This window comes from Winogradskyella pelagia (assembly GCF_017581965.1).
GTDB lineage: Bacteria > Bacteroidota > Bacteroidia > Flavobacteriales > Flavobacteriaceae > Winogradskyella > Winogradskyella pelagia.
Window position 1 is genome coordinate 95,359 of record NZ_JAGEVF010000008.1, and the last position, 16,968, is coordinate 112,326.

A 16,968-nucleotide genomic window follows, 5' to 3' on the forward strand; every position below is an offset into this window, starting at 1 on the left:
CTGTTCTATTTACTTAAATTCGTTTCAATTCCTTCTAATGCACCTTCTAAAAGAATCACCTTATTGGCGTTCAATATCTTATAAGTGCTTAATTCTGATGATGTTATAACATCAGAGCCTCTGAAATTGCGCGACGACAAATATACGTTATTATTTGAGTCACCCAATACAAACAAAGATTTTTTGTTTTCTATCTCTAAGGCTTTCAATACGTCTACAAAATCTTTAGTCTTTGGGGCATCAAAATTAAAGTCTTCTAGAACTACTATTGACTTATCAGTTGCTTTGATACTCAGTGCTGATTTACGTGCTAAACGCTTCACATTTTTGTTAAGCTTAAAGCCGTAGTTTCTCGGTCTTGGACCGAACATGCGGCCTCCACCTTTAAATACACCAGACTTAATAGAACCTGCACGAGCTGTACCAGTTCCTTTTTGTTTTTTGATTTTACGTGTACTACCAGTAATCTCAGCACGCTCTTTTGCTTTGTGCGTACCTTGTCTCTGGTTAGCCAAATACTGCTTTACATCTAAATATACTGCATGATTATTAGGCTCAATCGCAAACACTTCTTTAGAAAGCTCAGCTTTTCTACCAGTGTCTTTTCCATTTATATCTAAAACTGCTACTTTCATTACTTCTCAATAATTACATAAGAGTTCTTATGACCAGGGACACATCCCTTTACAACCAGTAAATTCTTTTCTGGAACTACTTTGTAAACTCTTAAATTTTGAACTTTAACTGTTTCGCCTCCCATTCTTCCGGCCATCTTCATACCCTTGAAAACTCTCGCAGGATAAGAAGCCGCACCAATAGAACCAGGAGCTCTTAAACGGTTGTGCTGACCATGCGTTGCTTGACCTACACCACCGAATCCGTGACGTTTTACCACACCTTGAAACCCTTTACCTTTTGAAGTACCTGCAATATCCACAAATTCTCCTTCTATAAATTGCTCTACAGTGATGGCATCACCTAACTTGTACTCCTCACCAAAACCTTTGAATTCAACGACTTTGCGTTTTACAGAAGTACCCGCTTTCTTAGCATGCCCGTGAGCCGCCTTAGTTGCGCTTTTTTCTGTCGCGTCATCGAAACCTAATTGAAGTGCATTATAACCATCCACTTCTTCAGTTCTGACTTGGGTAACGATACATGGACCAGCTTCGATTACTGTACATGGAATGTTCTTTCCATTTTCATCAAAGATGCTGGTCATACCGATTTTTTTTCCAATTAACCCAGACATATTATTTATTTATTTATTATTTACGTTTTGTTTTAAAAAATTCAGGGCCAAAAATACGTTTCAGCCCTGAATTGTATTTTTTCCGCTTTTCCTTCGCTCGCAGCTCCGGACATGTCTTTGAGCATTTCGCCCAGTTTATCATTACACCTTAATCTCTACTTCAACTCCACTTGGTAATTCAAGCTTCATTAATGCATCAATTGTTTTTGAAGAAGAAGAGTAAATGTCTAATAATCTCTTATAAGAGCTTAATTGAAATTGTTCTCTAGACTTCTTGTTAACGTGCGGTGAACGTAGCACAGTGAAAATCTTTTTGTGAGTTGGTAATGGAATTGGACCAGTTACAACAGCACCTGTGCTTTTTACAGTTTTTACAATCTTATCAGCAGACTTGTCAACTAAATTATGATCGTAAGACTTTAATTTTATTCTAATTTTCTGACTCATTTTCTTTTAGTTTTAAGCTTCTACGCCTTTTGCTGCTTTGATTACTTCTTCCGATATATTTGATGGTGTCTCTGCATAGTGAGCAAATTCCATAGTTGACGTTGCTCTACCTGAAGACAATGTTCTTAATGAAGTTACATAACCAAACATTTCAGATAACGGCACTTCTGCTTTAATAACTTTAGAACCTGCTCTATCACTCATGTTGTTTACTTGACCACGACGACGGTTTAAGTCACCTACAATGTCACCCATATATTCCTCTGGTGTCAACACCTCTAATTTCATAATCGGCTCCATGATTACAGCTTTTGCAGCTTTTGCCGCAGCTTTAAATCCTAGTTTAGCAGCCAATTCAAATGATAACTGATCAGAATCTACATCATGGTAAGACCCATCTGTTAATGTCACTTTCATAGCATCTACTTCGTACCCTGCTAATGGACCGTTAACCATCGCCATTTTGAATCCTTTCTCAACAGAAGGGATAAATTCTTTTGGTACGTTACCACCTTTAATACTGGATACAAATTCGAGACCTTGCTTACCTTCCTCAGCTGGCTCTAGTGTAAATACAATATCTGCGAATTTACCACGACCACCAGATTGCTTTTTGTAAACTTCTCTGTGTTGTGCAAGTCTTGTTATCGCTTCTTTGTATTCTACTTGAGGCTGACCTTGATTAACTTCTACCTTAAACTCACGCTTAAGACGATCAACGATAATATCTAAGTGAAGCTCTCCCATACCAGAAATTATAGTTTGGCCTGAAGCCTCGTCTGTTCTTACTGTAAATGTAGGATCTTCCTCAGCTAATTTACCAAGTGCCATACCTAACTTATCTACATCTGCTTTAGTTTTCGGCTCAACGGCAATACCAATTACTGGATCTGGGAAATCCATAGATTCTAAAACTATAGGGCTTTTCTCTTCAGATAAAGTATCACCTGTCTTTATATCCTTAAAACCAACAGCAGCTCCGATATCGCCAGCCTCAATAAAACTGATAGCATTTTGCTTATTTGAGTGCATTTGGTAGATACGAGATATACGTTCTTTTTTACCAGACCTGTTATTTAGTACGTAAGAACCCGCGTCCAAACGCCCTGAATAAGCACGGAAAAATGCAAGTCTCCCTACGAAAGGGTCAGTAGCAATTTTAAATGCTAAGGCTGAAAATGGTTCTTTTACATCAGGCTTACGTGCTATTTCATTTCCGCTATCTGGATCTGTACCAACAATAGCTTCTTTATCAACTGGTGAAGGCAAATAACGACATACAGCGTCTAATAAGAACTGAACACCTTTATTTTTAAAAGCTGATCCGCATATCATAGGGATAATAGACATGTCCATAACGGCAGCACGAAGCGCAGCATGCACTTCATCTTCCGTAATTGAATCCTCATCCTCCATGTACTTTTCTAAAAGATTCTCATCGTAACTCGCAACTTCTTCAATTAATTTCCCTCTTAAAACAGATGCTTCTGCCTTTAACTCTTCAGGAATATCAATAACATCAAAAGTTGCCCCTTGAGTTTCATCGTGCCAGACAATAGCTCTATTCTTTACTAAGTCTACAATACCTCTAAAGTCTGCCTCGTCACCAATATTCATTACAATTGGTACGGCATTAGAGCCTAGCATATCTTTAACCTGCTGACAAACTGCCATAAAGTTTGAACCTTGACGGTCCATTTTATTTACAAAACCGATTCTTGGAACTTTATAGTTATCAGCTAATCTCCAGTTAGTTTCTGATTGTGGCTCTACACCATCTACAGCACTGAACAAAAACACTAATCCATCTAATACACGTAATGAACGATTTACCTCTACGGTAAAATCAACGTGACCCGGAGTGTCAATGATATTAAAGTGGTATCCTTTAGTCTCTGGAGTTGGTTGCGCATTTTCTAGTGGAAATTGCCATGTACAGGTAGTAGCAGCAGAAGTAATTGTAATACCTCTTTCCTGCTCTTGCTCCATCCAGTCCATAGTTGCAGCACCATCATGCACCTCTCCAATTTTATGAGATACACCTGTATAATAAAGAATACGCTCAGTAGTCGTGGTTTTACCAGCATCGATATGAGCGGCAATACCTATGTTTCTTGTATATTTTAAATCTCTTTGTGCCATTCTAATTAAAATCTAAAGTGTGAGAATGCTTTATTGGCTTCTGCCATCTTGTGCGTATCAACTCTTTTCTTTACTGCTGCTCCTTCTTCTTTTGCAGCAGCTAAGACCTCAGCAGCTAATTTCTGAGACATTGATTTTTCGTTGCGCTTACGCGCGTAACTAATTAACCATTTCATCGCAGTAGAAACTTTTCTATCTGGACGAATCTGCATTGGAATCTGGAATGTTGCTCCACCAACGCGACGACTTCTCACCTCAACGTGAGGCATAACGTTAGAAAGTGCGTCTTTCCACACCTCTAATGCTGTTTTTTCGTCATTATTCTTTTTCTCTTCTACGATATCAATGGCATCGTAGAATACTTTAAACGCCACAGACTTCTTACCGTCCCACATCATCATATTCACAAAACGTGTCACCAACTGGTCGTTAAACCTCGGGTCTGGTAAAAGCGGTCTTTTTTTCGCTTGTCTTTTTCTCATGTCTTCTTCTTACAGTTTTAAATTACTTCTTAGGGCGTTTTGCACCATACTTAGATCTTCGTTGTGTTCTTCCGGCTACACCTGCTGTATCCAAAGCACCACGAACGATGTGATATCTAACACCTGGCAAATCTTTTACCCTTCCACCTCTAACCAATACTATCGAGTGCTCCTGTAGGTTGTGACCCTCTCCACCAATGTATGCATTAACCTCGTTACCGTTTGTTAAACGAACCCTTGCCACCTTACGCATTGCTGAGTTAGGTTTTTTAGGTGTCGTTGTATAAACACGAGTACATACACCACGTCTCTGAGGACACGAATCTAAAGCAGCCGATTTACTCTTCTTGGTTATTTTGGCTCTTCCTTTTCGTACTAATTGTGAAATTGTTGGCATATATTTTTGCTAAAAATTTTAATTAACCCTCACTTTTGAGGGCTGCAAAGGTAGAAATATATATTTATAATTCAAATACTTGATAATTTATTTTCCAAAGAAATAATTCAATTCGTTTCTTAACTATATATATGTTGGTATTTTTTACGTTTGCAATACTAATAATACCATTTAGAATTAATTACTATTGTGTTAAGAACACTTACCCTTATTTTATTTATAGGTCTAGCAAATCTTTGCTCTTCACAAAATATTTGGCTGAATGTAACCGCAGAAGATGAAACTAAAACGAAATTAATTGACTCAATTGGGTATAAGGAACAATTTGATTCCTACTCTGAATTAGAATCTGAAATTAATGCTACAGTTAAAAGGCTTTGGCGAAAAGGTTTTATAGATACCTACATCAATAGCATCTTAAAACAAAATGACACTCTATTTGAAGCTAAGCTAACACTAGGAATGAAGCGAGGTCGCATAAGAATTAAATACGACTCTACCTTTAATACCAAACTTTTAAAACTTGTTACCGTTGAGCCTAACCAAGATTTTTTTGATTTGAATTTAGAAGATGTAGAAACTATATTAAATGAACTCAATTCTAAAATTGCGGAACAAGGTGATCCGTTTTCTTCACTTCAACTTATCAATATTAGAAAAGAAAATGAAACCTATATCTCCGCCGATCTTAAAATTATATCCAACCAAAAGAGACGTATTGACAACATCGTTATTAAAGGTTACGAGAAATTCCCCAAGTCTTACATTAAGCATTTTTTTAAGCTTAAATCCAATCAGCAGTTTAATCTTAATGAAATCAAGGAGAAAATTGAACTTCTAGAGGATTTGAGGTTTGCAGAGAAAATCAAGGATCCTGAAGTATTGTTCACTACAGATTCAACAACCTTATATTTATATATAGAGAAGAACAGAACGAATAATTTTGATGGTTTTCTAGGTTTTGGAACTAATGAAGAAACAAACAAACTAGACTTTGATGGATACTTAGACCTAAGGCTTATCAACAATCTCAACTACGGTGAAACCTTAAACTTGTTCTACAAAAGTGATGAAATAGATCAGCAAACGTTTAGAGTAGATCTTGATCTTCCTTACATCTTTAGCTCTCCAGTTGGAATTGAGGCTGGACTTAATATTTTTAGAAAGGACACCACATTTGTAAATGCCAACCAGTATGCCAAAGTAAATTATCTCATAGACTCTCAACAAAAGATTGGTGCTGGTATAAGTTTTACCAATTCTAGTAATTTATTAGAAAACAATACAAACGAATTAAATGACTATACCTCAAATTTTTTTACTGTAAGTTACAGCTTTATCAAACCTCAATTTTACGACCCATTATTTCCAATTAATTTTTTAGCCGATATTAATATTGGCACTGGAAAAAGGGAGAATAATGTAGAAAGTCTATCTCAAAATATGGCACGCTTAGATACTTATAAGATTTTTAATCTTAATGAGAGAAATAGTGTGTTCTTGAGGTTAAATGGTGCTTTTCTTATCTCGGATAATTATTTTGACAATGAGCTCTTTAGGTTTGGCGGGATTAATTCTATTCGAGGTTTCGAAGAAAACAGTTTAGTAGCCAATCTTTATAGTGTAATAAATACCGAATATAGATACCGCCTCAGTTCTTCTGTTTATATTCATAGCGTATTTGATGCGGCTTACTTTGAAAACCAGCTTACCCAAGCCAAAGAAAAACTTTTTGGGTTTGGCTTTGGATTTGGACTTTTAACTAATGCAGGCTTATTTAGACTGAACTACTCAAGTGGAAAGAGCGAAAACAGGCCATTCAGATTATCAGACTCCAAGGTACATATAAGTCTAACAGCAACTTTTTAACATAATTTGGCTTTTATTTATAATAATATTCTGTTTTCAAGCTAGGGCATTTCTTAAATTTACCGTGCTAGAAAAATAAATATATAATCGGTTGAAATGTTCCAACTACCAAGGAGATTGAACAACTGCATTTAGATTTCAATTCAACTAAACCAATATTTAGCCTTATGTCTTTTCAGAAATATTTAGTTTCATTAGCTGCACTGCTTATTGTCACGTCTTTACAGTCACAAAATACAGTAGGCGTGATTAGTCACAATACAGCGGATACATTTAACGCGCTAACTCTTTTTACATCTCAAACAGAAACTTATTTAATAAATAATTGTGGCGAGGTTATTAATCAATGGACTAGCAACTACCCTCCTGGTAATGCAGTATATTTATTGGAAGATGGCACATTACTAAGAGCCGGGAAGATTGGAAATACAGATATCGTTTTTGGTGGAACAGGTGGTATTGTAGAAAAATTTGATTGGGAAGGAAATTTAATTTGGAGCTACGAAGTTTCCTCTGAAATTAGAGTTCAGCATCATGATGTATTTCCCATGCCCAACGGTAACGTCTTAATCTTAGTGGCGACAGTAATGTCTAATGCTGAAGCGATACAAGCTGGTAGAAATCCGGCTTTATTAACTGAATCTGTTCTTTACAATGAACAAATTATTGAGGTTGAACCTGTAGGTCTTAATGGCGGCAATGTTGTCTGGGAATGGAATATCAAAGATCATCTTATTCAAGATTTTGACAGCTCGAAAGACAATTTTGGCAATGTTGCAGAAAACCCGCAGTTATTGGATATTAATTTTTTAAGCGGCCGAAGCGGATTAGCCAATTGGCTTCACATAAATTCTATTCAGTACAATGAAAATTTAAACCAAATAATATTAAGCTCAAGAAATCTCAATGAACTTTACATCATAGATCATTCTACCTCCACGACTGAAGCTTCTGGTAACTCTGGTGGTATTTACGGGCAAGGTGGAGATTTTCTTTATCGGTGGGGAAATCCTCAGTCTTATCGCCGTGGTTCTGAAAGTGACCAACTTTTATTTGGTCAGCATTATCCGCATTTTATTCCTCAAGGCTTACCCAACGAAGGGCAGATTATTTTATTTAACAATGGATTGAATCGGTCGCCGAGTTTTTCTGAAGTTTTTATTTTAGAACCACCCAGTACTAGCCCAGGTTTTTATGTGCAGCCAGCGAATACTGCTTTTGAGCCTGCTGTTAGTGATTATATTTTTACAAAGCCCATTCCTACAGATTTGTTTTCGAGAATTCTATCTAGCGCTCAAATGCTACCCAATGGAAACATCCTTATATGCGATGGCGATTCAGGCTATTTTATAGAAATTGATGAAAATGAAAATATAGTTTGGAGCTACATCAATCCGACAGGTTCAGCAGGCATAATGTCCCAAGGTGATAATCCTGAGGACACTCCAAATGTTACTTTTAGAGCGATAAAATACGGGCTAGATTACCCTGCTTTTAATGGAAGAGATTTAACACCAGGTGCTCCCATAGAGTTAAATTCTGACCTCAACGTAGCATGTAATCCGCTAAATACACCAGAATTTGCATTGAATCAACTATCTATCTTTCCTAATCCAGTAAACGACGTGTTAACGATAAGGTCTGAAAATAATATTGATTTTATTAAAATCTACAACAATCTTGGTATGTTGGTTATGGAGTCTAACTACATGGAACAGCTACCAGTTTCTAATTTAAAAAACGGTTTGTATTTTTTAGAATTATCATCTGGCTCTGAAAAAGTTACAAAAAAAATAGTGAAGAACTAAGCGCTAATTTAATTCGTGAAATGCTGCAATAGACGTAATGGTTTTAATATTTTTACCCTATGGAAAAAGAAACCACTATTTACGGAATTAGATCTATTATTGAGGCAATCAGTTCTGAAAAAACAATAGATAAAGTATTTATTCAGAAGGGATTGAGAGGTGAACTCTTCCAAGAACTAGAAAAACTTCTCAGGCAAGAAGGAATTAACAACTCTTATGTTCCGATAGAAAAACTGAACAGACTTGCTCGTGGTCGGAACCACCAAGGTGCTGTAGCTCATATTTCACCAGTGGAATTTCATAGTTTAGATGATATTGTCTTAGATTCTTTTGAACAGGGCAAGCCACCATTATTTTTAATTCTCGACCAATTAAGTGATGTTAGAAATTTTGGTGCCATAGTTCGCACGGCTGAGTGCACGGGTGTATCTGCTATCATTATTCAAAAAAAAGGTGGTGCACCTATTAATGGCGACACCATTAAAACTAGTGCAGGAGCTATTTTTAAAATGCCTATTTGTAAAGTGGACCATATCAAAGACGCTGTTTTTTACATGCAGTCTTCAGGAATTAAAGTAATTGCAGCGACAGAGAAGGCAGAGCGTCTAATTTTTGACATTTCGTTTAATGAACCATGCGCCATTATTATGGGTTCTGAGGGCAAAGGTATCAACCCTTCTGTTCTTAAACTAGTAGACGAACAGGCCAAGTTACCTATATTGGGCGATATTGCATCTCTAAACGTCTCTGTGGCTTGTGGTGCTTTTCTATATGAAGCGACCAGACAGCGTATTTAATCCTTTTTTTCTTTGAAAATATAATTAACCTTGGATTCATTTATACTATCGGTTTCCGCGTTTAAATTTTCGTCTTCAACAATATTATTTTCAATGAAATTTCCATTTTCATCAAAATGTTTCATAAATGGATCGTCATCTTCATTGTAATCTGGCACCTCCCACTTATAGCGTTCAGGTTTTGCTACTTTTTTTCTAAATAGAATAGCGAATAACAACCCCGTTATTAAGCCGCTTAAATGACCTTCCCAACTCATTCCATCTTTTATAGGAAACACATACCATATCATGCTTCCATAAAGAAAAATAACAATTAGTGATAATGCAATTAATCGGTAGTGCTTGGCAAAGATGCCTTTAAAGAAAACAAAACTGACCAAAACATAAACCAAACCACTAGCTCCTATATGGTTTCCCTTATCCGCTATTAGCCACGTTAATAAACCAGACATTAGAATACCAAATAGTATTACTTTCCATGCAATTTTATTATAGAAATAAAATAGAGCTAAGCTTAGTACTAACAAGGGTACGGAGTTGTTATACAAATGCTCAATATCACCATGTAAAAATGGACTTGTAAAAACCCCTAACAAACCCTCTATTTTTTGGGGTCTTATACCCATGTACTTTATACCGTGGTCTATTCTCACCTGATACCAAAATACTAACCAAACAGCAAATAGCAGTATTAATGGATATACAACAACGCTAGGAGAAAACTTAAATTGGGTGTGTGACATTTCGCTATTGTATGATCAAAATTGTAACCAAAATACAAAACCATGTAAAATTGTCATATGCTTTAATCAATTTATAAAAGATTATAATTGTCATTTTGTAATTTTGACTCATGAGCACACCCTTAGCAGAACGATTAAGACCAAATACTTTAGAGGACTATTTAAGTCAACAACATATTGTTGGAAACAATGGTATGCTCACACAACAAATTAAAAGCGGTGTTATACCTTCAATGATTTTTTGGGGACCTCCAGGAATTGGTAAGACGACACTAGCTAATGTCATAGCTAACGAGACTGAGCGCCCTTTTTACAAACTAAGTGCCATAAATTCTGGAGTTAAAGATATCAGGGACGTCATTGAAAAAGCTAAAAAAAGTGGAGGTCTCTTCACTTCTAAAAATCCTATTTTATTTATAGATGAAATTCATCGCTTTAGCAAATCGCAACAAGACTCACTATTAGAAGCTGTAGAAAAAGGATGGGTAACATTAATAGGTGCCACCACTGAAAATCCAAGTTTCGAGGTAATCTCAGCCCTGTTATCCAGATGCCAGGTCTATACCCTTAAACCTTTTAAGAGATTAGACTTAGAACTCTTATTGCAACGCGCGATACAAAAAGACAGTATTTTATCTAAACTCAATATTGAACTTAAAGAAACGGAAGCTTTGCTGCATCTTTCTGGAGGTGACGCACGGAAACTTTTAAATTTATTCGAACTTATAATTAATTCTATTAATCAGGAAGACATAAGTATTACCAATGATTTGGTAATGAAAAAAGTCCAAAATAAAAGTGTGAGATATGATAAAACAGGTGAGCAACACTATGATATCATCTCTGCATTTATAAAATCTATTAGAGGTAGTGACCCAAATGCAGCTGTTTATTATTTGGCCCGTATGATTGAAGGCGGCGAAGACGTAAAATTTATTGCGCGTCGGTTATTAATCTTAGCCAGCGAAGATATCGGAAATGCCAATCCCACTGCACTGGTATTGGCAAACACAACATTTCAAGCGGTCTCCATTATTGGCAACCCAGAGTCACGAATAATTCTAAGTCAATGTGCTACGTACCTCGCCAGCTCTGCTAAAAGTAACGCCTCTTACAATGCTATTAATAAGGCACAGCAATTAGTTAAGGAAACGGGAGACCTTGAAGTTCCTTTGGCCATAAGAAATGCACCTTCTAAATTGATGAAAGAATTAGGCTATGGTGACGATTATAAATACGCTCATAACTACGAAAATAATTTTGTGGAGCAGGAATTTATGCCAGATGAAATTAGTAATACCAGATTATACGATCCTGGAAATAATTCAAGGGAAAAAGCCCAACGTGACTTTTTAAGACAACGTTGGAAAGAAAAATATGGCTATTAAAATCTAATACTTATGGGTTTCTGTACTATACTAGTACCATCGTTTTCCGAGTACATAAAATTTCCATCGGCATTTTTATAGATAATGGCAGATTTATCCTTAACGATAAAAATATCCCTCGACGAGGTGGCTAACAAGACCATGGTAACCTCTCCTTTGTCATTTAGTACTTCATAACCTAAAGTTATAGGCTTTAACTTTAAAAAAGAAGATTTTTCATTTTTGCCTTTTACTTCATTTGTAGTTTCCTCAATTCTAATTTCTGGACTTGCCTTTGAATCTGTTGCCTTAAAGGTTTCTGAGACATCTGCGGCAATAGCAGAGACAGCGACATTATCTTCAACTTTCAATTCTTCTTTTGCTTTTGGTGAGTAGGTATAATTTAAATCTCTAATAGATTCAAAAGCTTCTCTAATGCCCTCTTCGTAAGCTTCCTTGTATTTCTTTTTCTTTGACTCCCCAATTTTGGAAAGCATGACGATTTCGCCATAACAGTCTTTAAGACTTATTTGAACCCTAGTTTTTAAAAACCCTCCTTTTACATCTTCAACATTAGCATATAGTGCTAAGCAGCGGTCTTTGAATAAGTCTTTTGGAAGCTCCTGCTCATCAAAATACACCTCAAAACCCTCTTCTTTAAAAAGATATTTGGTAAGTGTATTAATCCGCCATGTATCCTTGCCTTTTGAAAAATCAAATTGAATAGGTACGATAATATATTTGTAATTATTTATGCTCTTCTTCTGGGCAAAAGCAAAAACGAACATTAAACAAAACAGTATTACTAAGTGTATTTTCTTCATTAGAGATAGTTTTTTAATTCTATTAACTGATTAATTTTTTTAACATTAGCACTAGAATAATGATTATGGCTACAAAATAGGATTCCTTCTATACCAACCTTATTAGCGCCTTCAATATCTGCCTCTAGGCTATCGCCTATCATAATACTTTCTTCTGCCTCAGCTTTGGCCTGATGTAGGGCAAAGTTAAATATCTTTGGATTAGGCTTTTTTACGCCAACCATTTCAGAATTTGTTACAGTATTAAAGTATTGCCTAATTTCGGCGTTTTGTAATTTACGTTCTTGCGCTTCTTCAAAACCATTGGTTATGATATGCAATTCGTATTTATCAAAAAGGTAATTAAGCACTTCACGAGTTCCTTCAAATAGATGATTAAAAGTGGTTAAATAATCTATATAAGACACTGAGAGTTTGTTAATCATCTCATCTTCCACTTTAACATTTATGGTGTCGAAGGCTTCCCTAAGCCTTCCATATCTCAAATCTGCCTTTGACACACGTTCTTCCCGGTATAGTTTCCAATAATTAAGATTAATGGGCTCATAGACTTGTATAAAAGTATTGAGTTCAACGGGTAAACCATGCAAATTGAAAATTCTTTCAAATGTTAACCGTGAATTTTTATCGAAATCCCAAAGCGTATGGTCTAAGTCAAAAAATATATGTTTAATTCCGTTTGTCATTCAACAGATTCCAATATTGTAGTAAATAATGCCTTGAAGCCTTCCCAGCGTTCCATATCGCTAAAAGAATAATTATGAAATATTGGAACAAAAGTACCATTAACTGCTTTAACTTCTTGCATGAGTTTCAAAAGATGTTCAGATTTATCTAATTGTGATTTGTACTTCAACAAACCAAAATCTAACATATGATAGGGATTGATTTTTAGAGGTGTCTGCACTTCATAATCTAAATCATAAAACTGAAATGGCGTACAAGTTCCTGCTCTAAATCCTAATGTGTCCACATAGCCCATTGAGTAGTCATTAAATATATCGAGTTCAATAAGGTTTCTATAAGAAATGGGTAAATTAAGTTTTGAAAATGAATTTCTAACGGCTTTGAGTTCAGTATTAATTATAGCCTCCATTTTCAGTTTCTCTTTCTTTAATAAGGCTACATTATCCAATGAAAAGTAAGAAGCCTTAAGTCCCACATCACAGTAGTCTGCAACAGACTTTATTAAAGAAACAAACTCTTTTTTACTACTATTAATATTTTTATCATAAGTTGAATAATCCCCAATTAAGAATAATACTAGAAACTTAAAACTGTGTTGTTTTTGTTTTGTGATTATCCATTTAAAGGTGTCATAAGGATCGCGCTTAAAACCCATTAAGACCGAGTAGCGCTGATACATTTGTTTTAGTCTAAACCTCACAATATCATTTAAAGTACCACCAATTGTTCTCAATAATCCTTTTTGCCTAAAATAATAGGCCATTGGTACATCAATCACTGGCTTTACTCTATACGCTCTATCAGGGAATTTAAACTGCGGAAATCTCGTTTTTAATAAAGCTTTAAGCTTGTAGGCCCAAATATCTACAACGGGCTGATTTAAAAATCGGTTCTTGTAGGCTAAACTTTCTTGCGCCGTAAATCTGCCAAACTCATCTTTAACATGAGGGAGATATTCTTCATACCTACTAAGTAAATAAAAAGATGCTGCAAAAATATCAAAAGGGAGGTCGCTACGTTCTCCAGTTGAAAAGAAGGCCTTAGTTTCTTCCCAAGGCTGTACCTTTATATCAATATCTGAGAGACCTTGTTCAAACAAAAGGCTGTGACTTCTCACAAACAACTCACTCGATAAGGGTTGTTTGGTGTAAGACATTTTTAGGTTGTCGTGCGCTATAAAATCCTCTATTTTAGAGGTAAAACCCACCTCAAGGCCTAAAATCCTTTTGCATAAGTGCTTAAAGGTAAATCTTAAACGCGGTGTAATTTTGTGGGTGTAGACTAAAAGCATAACGAACTTCAAATTCCAAAAACTAAAAATAACAAATTCCCAAGTGTTAATTGAGTCATTTAGAGTTTTGATTTTATTATTTGGAAACTAGTATCTCTAGAGAATACCGTCATCTGCAAAACTTAAATATGCCTTCTCGGTAATGATAAGATGGTCTAGAACTTTAATATCTAGACTTATAGCCGCAGTTTTTAATTTTTGGGTAATCGCTTTATCGGCGTTACTGGGTTTCAAGGTCCCTGAGGGATGGTTATGACAAAGAATTAGTGCGGTTGCACCTACCTCTAGCGCTTTTTTAAGGACCAAACGAACATCTACCAAAGTCCCTGTGATACCACCCTTACTTAACTGATTTTTAGCAATTACCTTATTAGAATTATTAAGATACAATATCCAGAATTCTTCATGTGGTAACTCTCCTAGTATTGGGAGCATTAGGTCATAAACGGATTGACTCGATTCAATTTTATCTACAACTCTAGAATCTGCAAGCCTGCGCCTTCGGCCAAGCTCAAGAGAAGCAGCAATAGTTATGGCTTTGGCTTCTCCAATACCTTTAAATTCCATTAGCTGTTTAATGGATAGCTTTCCCAGAGCATTGAGATTATTTTCAACACTTGCTAAAATACGCTTGCTCAAATCTACAGCACTCTCATTCTTGCTTCCAGAACCTATTAAAATGGCAACAAGTTCTGCATCGCTCAAAACGGCCCTTCCCTTATCTCTAAGTTTTTCCCTGGGTTGATCGTCTTGAGACCAATTTTTAATTGAAAATGAAGTGGGTCTATCTGACATGGTCTAAATATAAAAATTGTAAATTTAAAGCACTAATCAATTTGGTAAAATCAAATACTATGAAATCATTCTTTGGCGATGGCGTGTATGAAGAAATTTCGTCACGGCTAAATAAGTTAGACAGCAATTCAAAACCAGTATGGGGTAAGATGAATTCTGCACAAATGCTTCATCACTGCCAGATGCCCTTAAATATTATTTTAGGAAAAGAAGACTATGGCGTAAAACCAAATTGGTTGATTAATCTATTGTTCAAAAAATCCATGTATAGTGACAAACCATGGCGCAAAAATTTGCCAACAGCGCCTGGATTTAAAATTACTGAAGATAAAGACTTTGAGACCGAATTAAATGAAATCAAGAACTTACTGAAAGAGTTAAATTCAATTCGCGACCGCAAAAAATGGAAACCGCATCCAGCTTTTGGAAAATTATCAAAAGACCAATGGGGTAAAATGCAATACAAACATTTAGACCACCACTTAAAGCAATTTGGCGTCTAATGAATTATCCACCAAAACATCATCAAGACGATAACGTATTACATCTAATTGATGTCATTAAAACCTATCCATTAGCTACTTTAATTTCTGTAAACCAAAATAAACCATTCATTACGCACTTACCGCTAGTCTATGAAAACGGTAAACTTATTGGCCATATTGACATCTATAATCCGCAAGCGCCGCTTCTAAAAGATAATAGAGAGGTTTCCATTATTTTTTCTGGACCAGAATGTTATATTTCTCCCAGTATATATAAAACCACGCAGCTTCCAACTTGGAACTACATAAAAGTACATATCCAAGGTACAGTTAAAGCCATTGAGAGTAAGTTAGCCCTAAAACAGTCGCTAATAACCATGACGGAATTTTTAGAAGCGCCGGACCATAAATATACACTAGAACCAGATAACCCAAGATTGGACAGAAACCTAAATTACATTGAAATGTTTGAGATTACTATTACTAAATGGGAAGGAAAATTCAAGCTGTCACAAGACAAAAAACCCAGTGACACCAAAGCTGCAAGAGAAGAATTAATTAGAACTAATCAAGAGAGTATTCGAAATTTTTTAGATAAAGTATTTCAATAAATCAGGCCTTAAATTTTGACCAAGAATAAGACATTAATTTAAAACCAATAACTCTATGAAAAGCATTAAAAAAGAAGATATAGACCAAGAAGTTTTTGACCTTTATGATGACTATGCCCATAATAAATTAAATAGAAGACAGTTTGTTGAAAAACTATCTCTTTATGCTGTTGGAGGTTTAACGCTCCCTTCACTATTAAGCTTCATATCTCCAAATTATTTAGATACCCTATTGGTGAAGCCAGATGATCCAACTTTAGATTCTGACTACATCATTTATGATTCTCCAAAAGGAGGTGGTGAAATAAAAGGACTTTTATCCAAACCAAAAAAACTTAACAAAAAACTACCAGGCATTGTTGTTGTGCACGAAAATAGAGGTCTAAATCCATATATAGAAGATGTAGGAAGGCGTGCTGCAAAAGAAGGTTTTGTTTCATTGGCACCTGATGCTCTTACACCTTTAGGGGGCTATCCAGGAAATGATGATGATGGTAGAGCCATGCAAAAAAAACGTGATAGAAATAAAATGCTAGAGGACTTTATTGCCGCTTACAACTATTTAAAAACCCATAAAAACTGTAATGGCAGCGTTGGCGTGGTTGGTTTCTGTTTTGGAGGTTGGATTTCTAATATGATGGCTGTTAGACTACCAGATTTAGATGCTGCTGTTCCGTATTATGGACGACAACCAGAAGCCGAAGATGCTGTTAAAATACAAGCTCCATTACTTCTACAATATGGAGAGTTAGATAAACGCGTTAATGCAGGCTGGCCAGACTTTGAAAAAGTATTAAAAGAAAATGAGATAGAATATGAGGCCTACATTTATCCAGGAGTAAATCATGGATTTCACAATAACACAACTCCTAGATACGATAAGGAAGCGGCAAATTTATCTTGGGAACGTACTATTTCGTTTTTTAGAAAGCACTTAAAAGCCTAAACAGCCTGTTGTTAGGCTTACATAA

The 16,968-nt window shown here is 35.7% G+C and carries 18 protein-coding genes; 7 read left to right on the plus strand and 11 right to left on the minus strand.

The window, feature by feature from the left end; all coding sequences use genetic code 11:
• Positions 1-5 precede the first annotated feature (5 nt).
• From rplD to rpsL, 6 genes are all read right to left on the minus strand, one after another.
• Positions 6-635 carry a 50S ribosomal protein L4 gene (gene rplD, locus J4050_RS10850; protein WP_208154608.1) on the minus strand — a complete coding sequence of 210 codons (630 nt, stop codon included), beginning with the start codon at positions 633-635 and terminating at the stop codon, positions 6-8.
• A complete protein-coding gene (gene rplC, locus J4050_RS10855; protein WP_208154609.1) occupies positions 635-1,252 on the minus strand; it encodes a 50S ribosomal protein L3 in 618 nt (205 codons plus the stop codon). The genes rplD and rplC overlap by 1 nt, the downstream gene beginning before the upstream one ends.
• Before the next feature lie 141 nt (positions 1,253-1,393).
• Complete coding sequence (gene rpsJ, locus J4050_RS10860) at positions 1,394-1,699, minus strand: 30S ribosomal protein S10 (RefSeq protein ID WP_007650482.1); 306 nt, start codon at positions 1,697-1,699, stop codon at positions 1,394-1,396.
• Positions 1,700-1,711: 12 nt separating this feature from the next.
• Entirely contained in the window at positions 1,712-3,841 is a 2,130-nt protein-coding gene (gene fusA / locus J4050_RS10865; RefSeq protein WP_208154610.1) for an elongation factor G, read from the minus strand.
• Between the two features lie 5 nt (positions 3,842-3,846).
• Positions 3,847-4,323, minus strand: a complete 477-nt coding sequence (gene rpsG / locus J4050_RS10870) for a 30S ribosomal protein S7 (protein ID WP_208154611.1) — start codon at positions 4,321-4,323, stop codon at positions 3,847-3,849.
• Positions 4,324-4,345: 22 nt separating this feature from the next.
• Positions 4,346-4,720 carry a 30S ribosomal protein S12 gene (rpsL, locus tag J4050_RS10875; RefSeq protein ID WP_008269190.1) on the minus strand — a complete coding sequence of 125 codons (375 nt, stop codon included), beginning with the start codon at positions 4,718-4,720 and terminating at the stop codon, positions 4,346-4,348.
• Between the two features lie 189 nt (positions 4,721-4,909).
• On the opposite strand from rpsL, the gene J4050_RS10880 reads away from it, so the two are divergent.
• The 3 genes from J4050_RS10880 (at position 4,910) to rlmB (ending at position 9,194) form a co-directional block, all read left to right on the plus strand.
• On the plus strand, positions 4,910-6,589 hold the full coding sequence (locus J4050_RS10880; protein WP_347879113.1) for a POTRA domain-containing protein: 1,680 nt from the start codon (positions 4,910-4,912) through the stop codon (positions 6,587-6,589).
• Between the two features lie 167 nt (positions 6,590-6,756).
• Complete coding sequence (locus J4050_RS10885) at positions 6,757-8,397, plus strand: aryl-sulfate sulfotransferase (RefSeq protein WP_208154612.1); 1,641 nt, start codon at positions 6,757-6,759, stop codon at positions 8,395-8,397.
• A gap of 59 nt (positions 8,398-8,456) precedes the next feature.
• Positions 8,457-9,194 carry a 23S rRNA (guanosine(2251)-2'-O)-methyltransferase RlmB gene (rlmB, locus tag J4050_RS10890; RefSeq protein ID WP_208154613.1) on the plus strand — a complete coding sequence of 246 codons (738 nt, stop codon included), beginning with the start codon at positions 8,457-8,459 and terminating at the stop codon, positions 9,192-9,194.
• Here the strand turns inward: rlmB and J4050_RS10895 are convergent.
• Positions 9,191-9,937: a rhomboid family intramembrane serine protease gene (locus J4050_RS10895; RefSeq protein ID WP_208154614.1), complete on the minus strand. Its 747-nt coding sequence runs from the start codon at positions 9,935-9,937 to the stop codon at positions 9,191-9,193. The genes rlmB and J4050_RS10895 overlap by 4 nt on opposite strands.
• A 110-nt stretch (positions 9,938-10,047) precedes the next feature.
• Between J4050_RS10895 and J4050_RS10900 the strand changes: the two genes are divergently transcribed.
• Positions 10,048-11,325 carry a replication-associated recombination protein A gene (locus J4050_RS10900; protein WP_208154615.1) on the plus strand — a complete coding sequence of 426 codons (1,278 nt, stop codon included), beginning with the start codon at positions 10,048-10,050 and terminating at the stop codon, positions 11,323-11,325.
• Here the strand turns inward: J4050_RS10900 and J4050_RS10905 are convergent.
• From J4050_RS10905 to radC, 4 genes are all read right to left on the minus strand, one after another.
• Complete coding sequence (locus J4050_RS10905) at positions 11,322-12,128, minus strand: hypothetical protein (RefSeq protein WP_208154616.1); 807 nt, start codon at positions 12,126-12,128, stop codon at positions 11,322-11,324. The two genes, J4050_RS10900 and J4050_RS10905, sit on opposite strands and share 4 nt — an antisense overlap.
• On the minus strand, positions 12,128-12,814 hold the full coding sequence (locus tag J4050_RS10910) for a YjjG family noncanonical pyrimidine nucleotidase (RefSeq protein WP_208154617.1): 687 nt from the start codon (positions 12,812-12,814) through the stop codon (positions 12,128-12,130). The genes J4050_RS10905 and J4050_RS10910 overlap by 1 nt, the downstream gene beginning before the upstream one ends.
• Entirely contained in the window at positions 12,811-14,106 is a 1,296-nt protein-coding gene (locus tag J4050_RS10915) for a polysaccharide deacetylase family protein (RefSeq protein WP_208154618.1), read from the minus strand. Before J4050_RS10915 ends, J4050_RS10910 begins: the two co-directional genes overlap by 4 nt.
• Before the next feature lie 96 nt (positions 14,107-14,202).
• Positions 14,203-14,901: a RadC family protein gene (gene radC, locus J4050_RS10920; RefSeq protein WP_208154619.1), complete on the minus strand. Its 699-nt coding sequence runs from the start codon at positions 14,899-14,901 to the stop codon at positions 14,203-14,205.
• A 59-nt stretch (positions 14,902-14,960) separates the two neighbouring features.
• Here radC and J4050_RS10925 point away from each other — a divergent pair, with 59 nt between their 5' ends.
• The 3 genes from J4050_RS10925 to J4050_RS10935 are packed head-to-tail and all read left to right on the plus strand — an operon-like array spanning position 14,961 to position 16,943.
• Entirely contained in the window at positions 14,961-15,404 is a 444-nt protein-coding gene (locus tag J4050_RS10925) for a DUF1569 domain-containing protein (protein WP_208154620.1), read from the plus strand.
• A complete protein-coding gene (locus J4050_RS10930) occupies positions 15,404-15,997 on the plus strand; it encodes an FMN-binding negative transcriptional regulator (RefSeq protein WP_208154621.1) in 594 nt (197 codons plus the stop codon). Before J4050_RS10925 ends, J4050_RS10930 begins: the two co-directional genes overlap by 1 nt.
• A 55-nt stretch (positions 15,998-16,052) precedes the next feature.
• Positions 16,053-16,943: a dienelactone hydrolase family protein gene (locus J4050_RS10935; protein ID WP_208154622.1), complete on the plus strand. Its 891-nt coding sequence runs from the start codon at positions 16,053-16,055 to the stop codon at positions 16,941-16,943.
• The last annotated feature ends 25 nt before the right edge of the window (positions 16,944-16,968 follow it).

Excerpts from the sequence above, each read along its gene's own strand:
- rplD (WP_208154608.1), bottom strand. The coding sequence starts at position 635 with ATGAAAGTAGCAGTTTTAGATATAAATGGAAAAGACACTGGTAGAAAA.
- rplC (WP_208154609.1), bottom strand. The coding sequence starts at position 1,252 with ATGTCTGGGTTAATTGGAAAAAAAATCGGTATGACCAGCATCTTTGAT.
- rpsJ (WP_007650482.1), bottom strand. The coding sequence starts at position 1,699 with ATGAGTCAGAAAATTAGAATAAAATTAAAGTCTTACGATCATAATTTA.
- fusA (WP_208154610.1), bottom strand. The coding sequence starts at position 3,841 with ATGGCACAAAGAGATTTAAAATATACAAGAAACATAGGTATTGCCGCT.
- rpsG (WP_208154611.1), bottom strand. The coding sequence starts at position 4,323 with ATGAGAAAAAGACAAGCGAAAAAAAGACCGCTTTTACCAGACCCGAGG.
- rpsL (WP_008269190.1), bottom strand. The coding sequence starts at position 4,720 with ATGCCAACAATTTCACAATTAGTACGAAAAGGAAGAGCCAAAATAACC.
- J4050_RS10885 (WP_208154612.1), top strand. The coding sequence starts at position 6,757 with ATGTCTTTTCAGAAATATTTAGTTTCATTAGCTGCACTGCTTATTGTC.
- rlmB (WP_208154613.1), top strand. The coding sequence starts at position 8,457 with ATGGAAAAAGAAACCACTATTTACGGAATTAGATCTATTATTGAGGCA.
- J4050_RS10895 (WP_208154614.1), bottom strand. The coding sequence starts at position 9,937 with ATGTCACACACCCAATTTAAGTTTTCTCCTAGCGTTGTTGTATATCCA.
- J4050_RS10900 (WP_208154615.1), top strand. The coding sequence starts at position 10,048 with ATGAGCACACCCTTAGCAGAACGATTAAGACCAAATACTTTAGAGGAC.
- J4050_RS10905 (WP_208154616.1), bottom strand. The coding sequence starts at position 12,128 with ATGAAGAAAATACACTTAGTAATACTGTTTTGTTTAATGTTCGTTTTT.
- J4050_RS10910 (WP_208154617.1), bottom strand. The coding sequence starts at position 12,814 with ATGACAAACGGAATTAAACATATATTTTTTGACTTAGACCATACGCTT.
- J4050_RS10915 (WP_208154618.1), bottom strand. The coding sequence starts at position 14,106 with ATGCTTTTAGTCTACACCCACAAAATTACACCGCGTTTAAGATTTACC.
- radC (WP_208154619.1), bottom strand. The coding sequence starts at position 14,901 with ATGTCAGATAGACCCACTTCATTTTCAATTAAAAATTGGTCTCAAGAC.
- J4050_RS10925 (WP_208154620.1), top strand. The coding sequence starts at position 14,961 with ATGAAATCATTCTTTGGCGATGGCGTGTATGAAGAAATTTCGTCACGG.
- J4050_RS10930 (WP_208154621.1), top strand. The coding sequence starts at position 15,404 with ATGAATTATCCACCAAAACATCATCAAGACGATAACGTATTACATCTA.
- J4050_RS10935 (WP_208154622.1), top strand. The coding sequence starts at position 16,053 with ATGAAAAGCATTAAAAAAGAAGATATAGACCAAGAAGTTTTTGACCTT.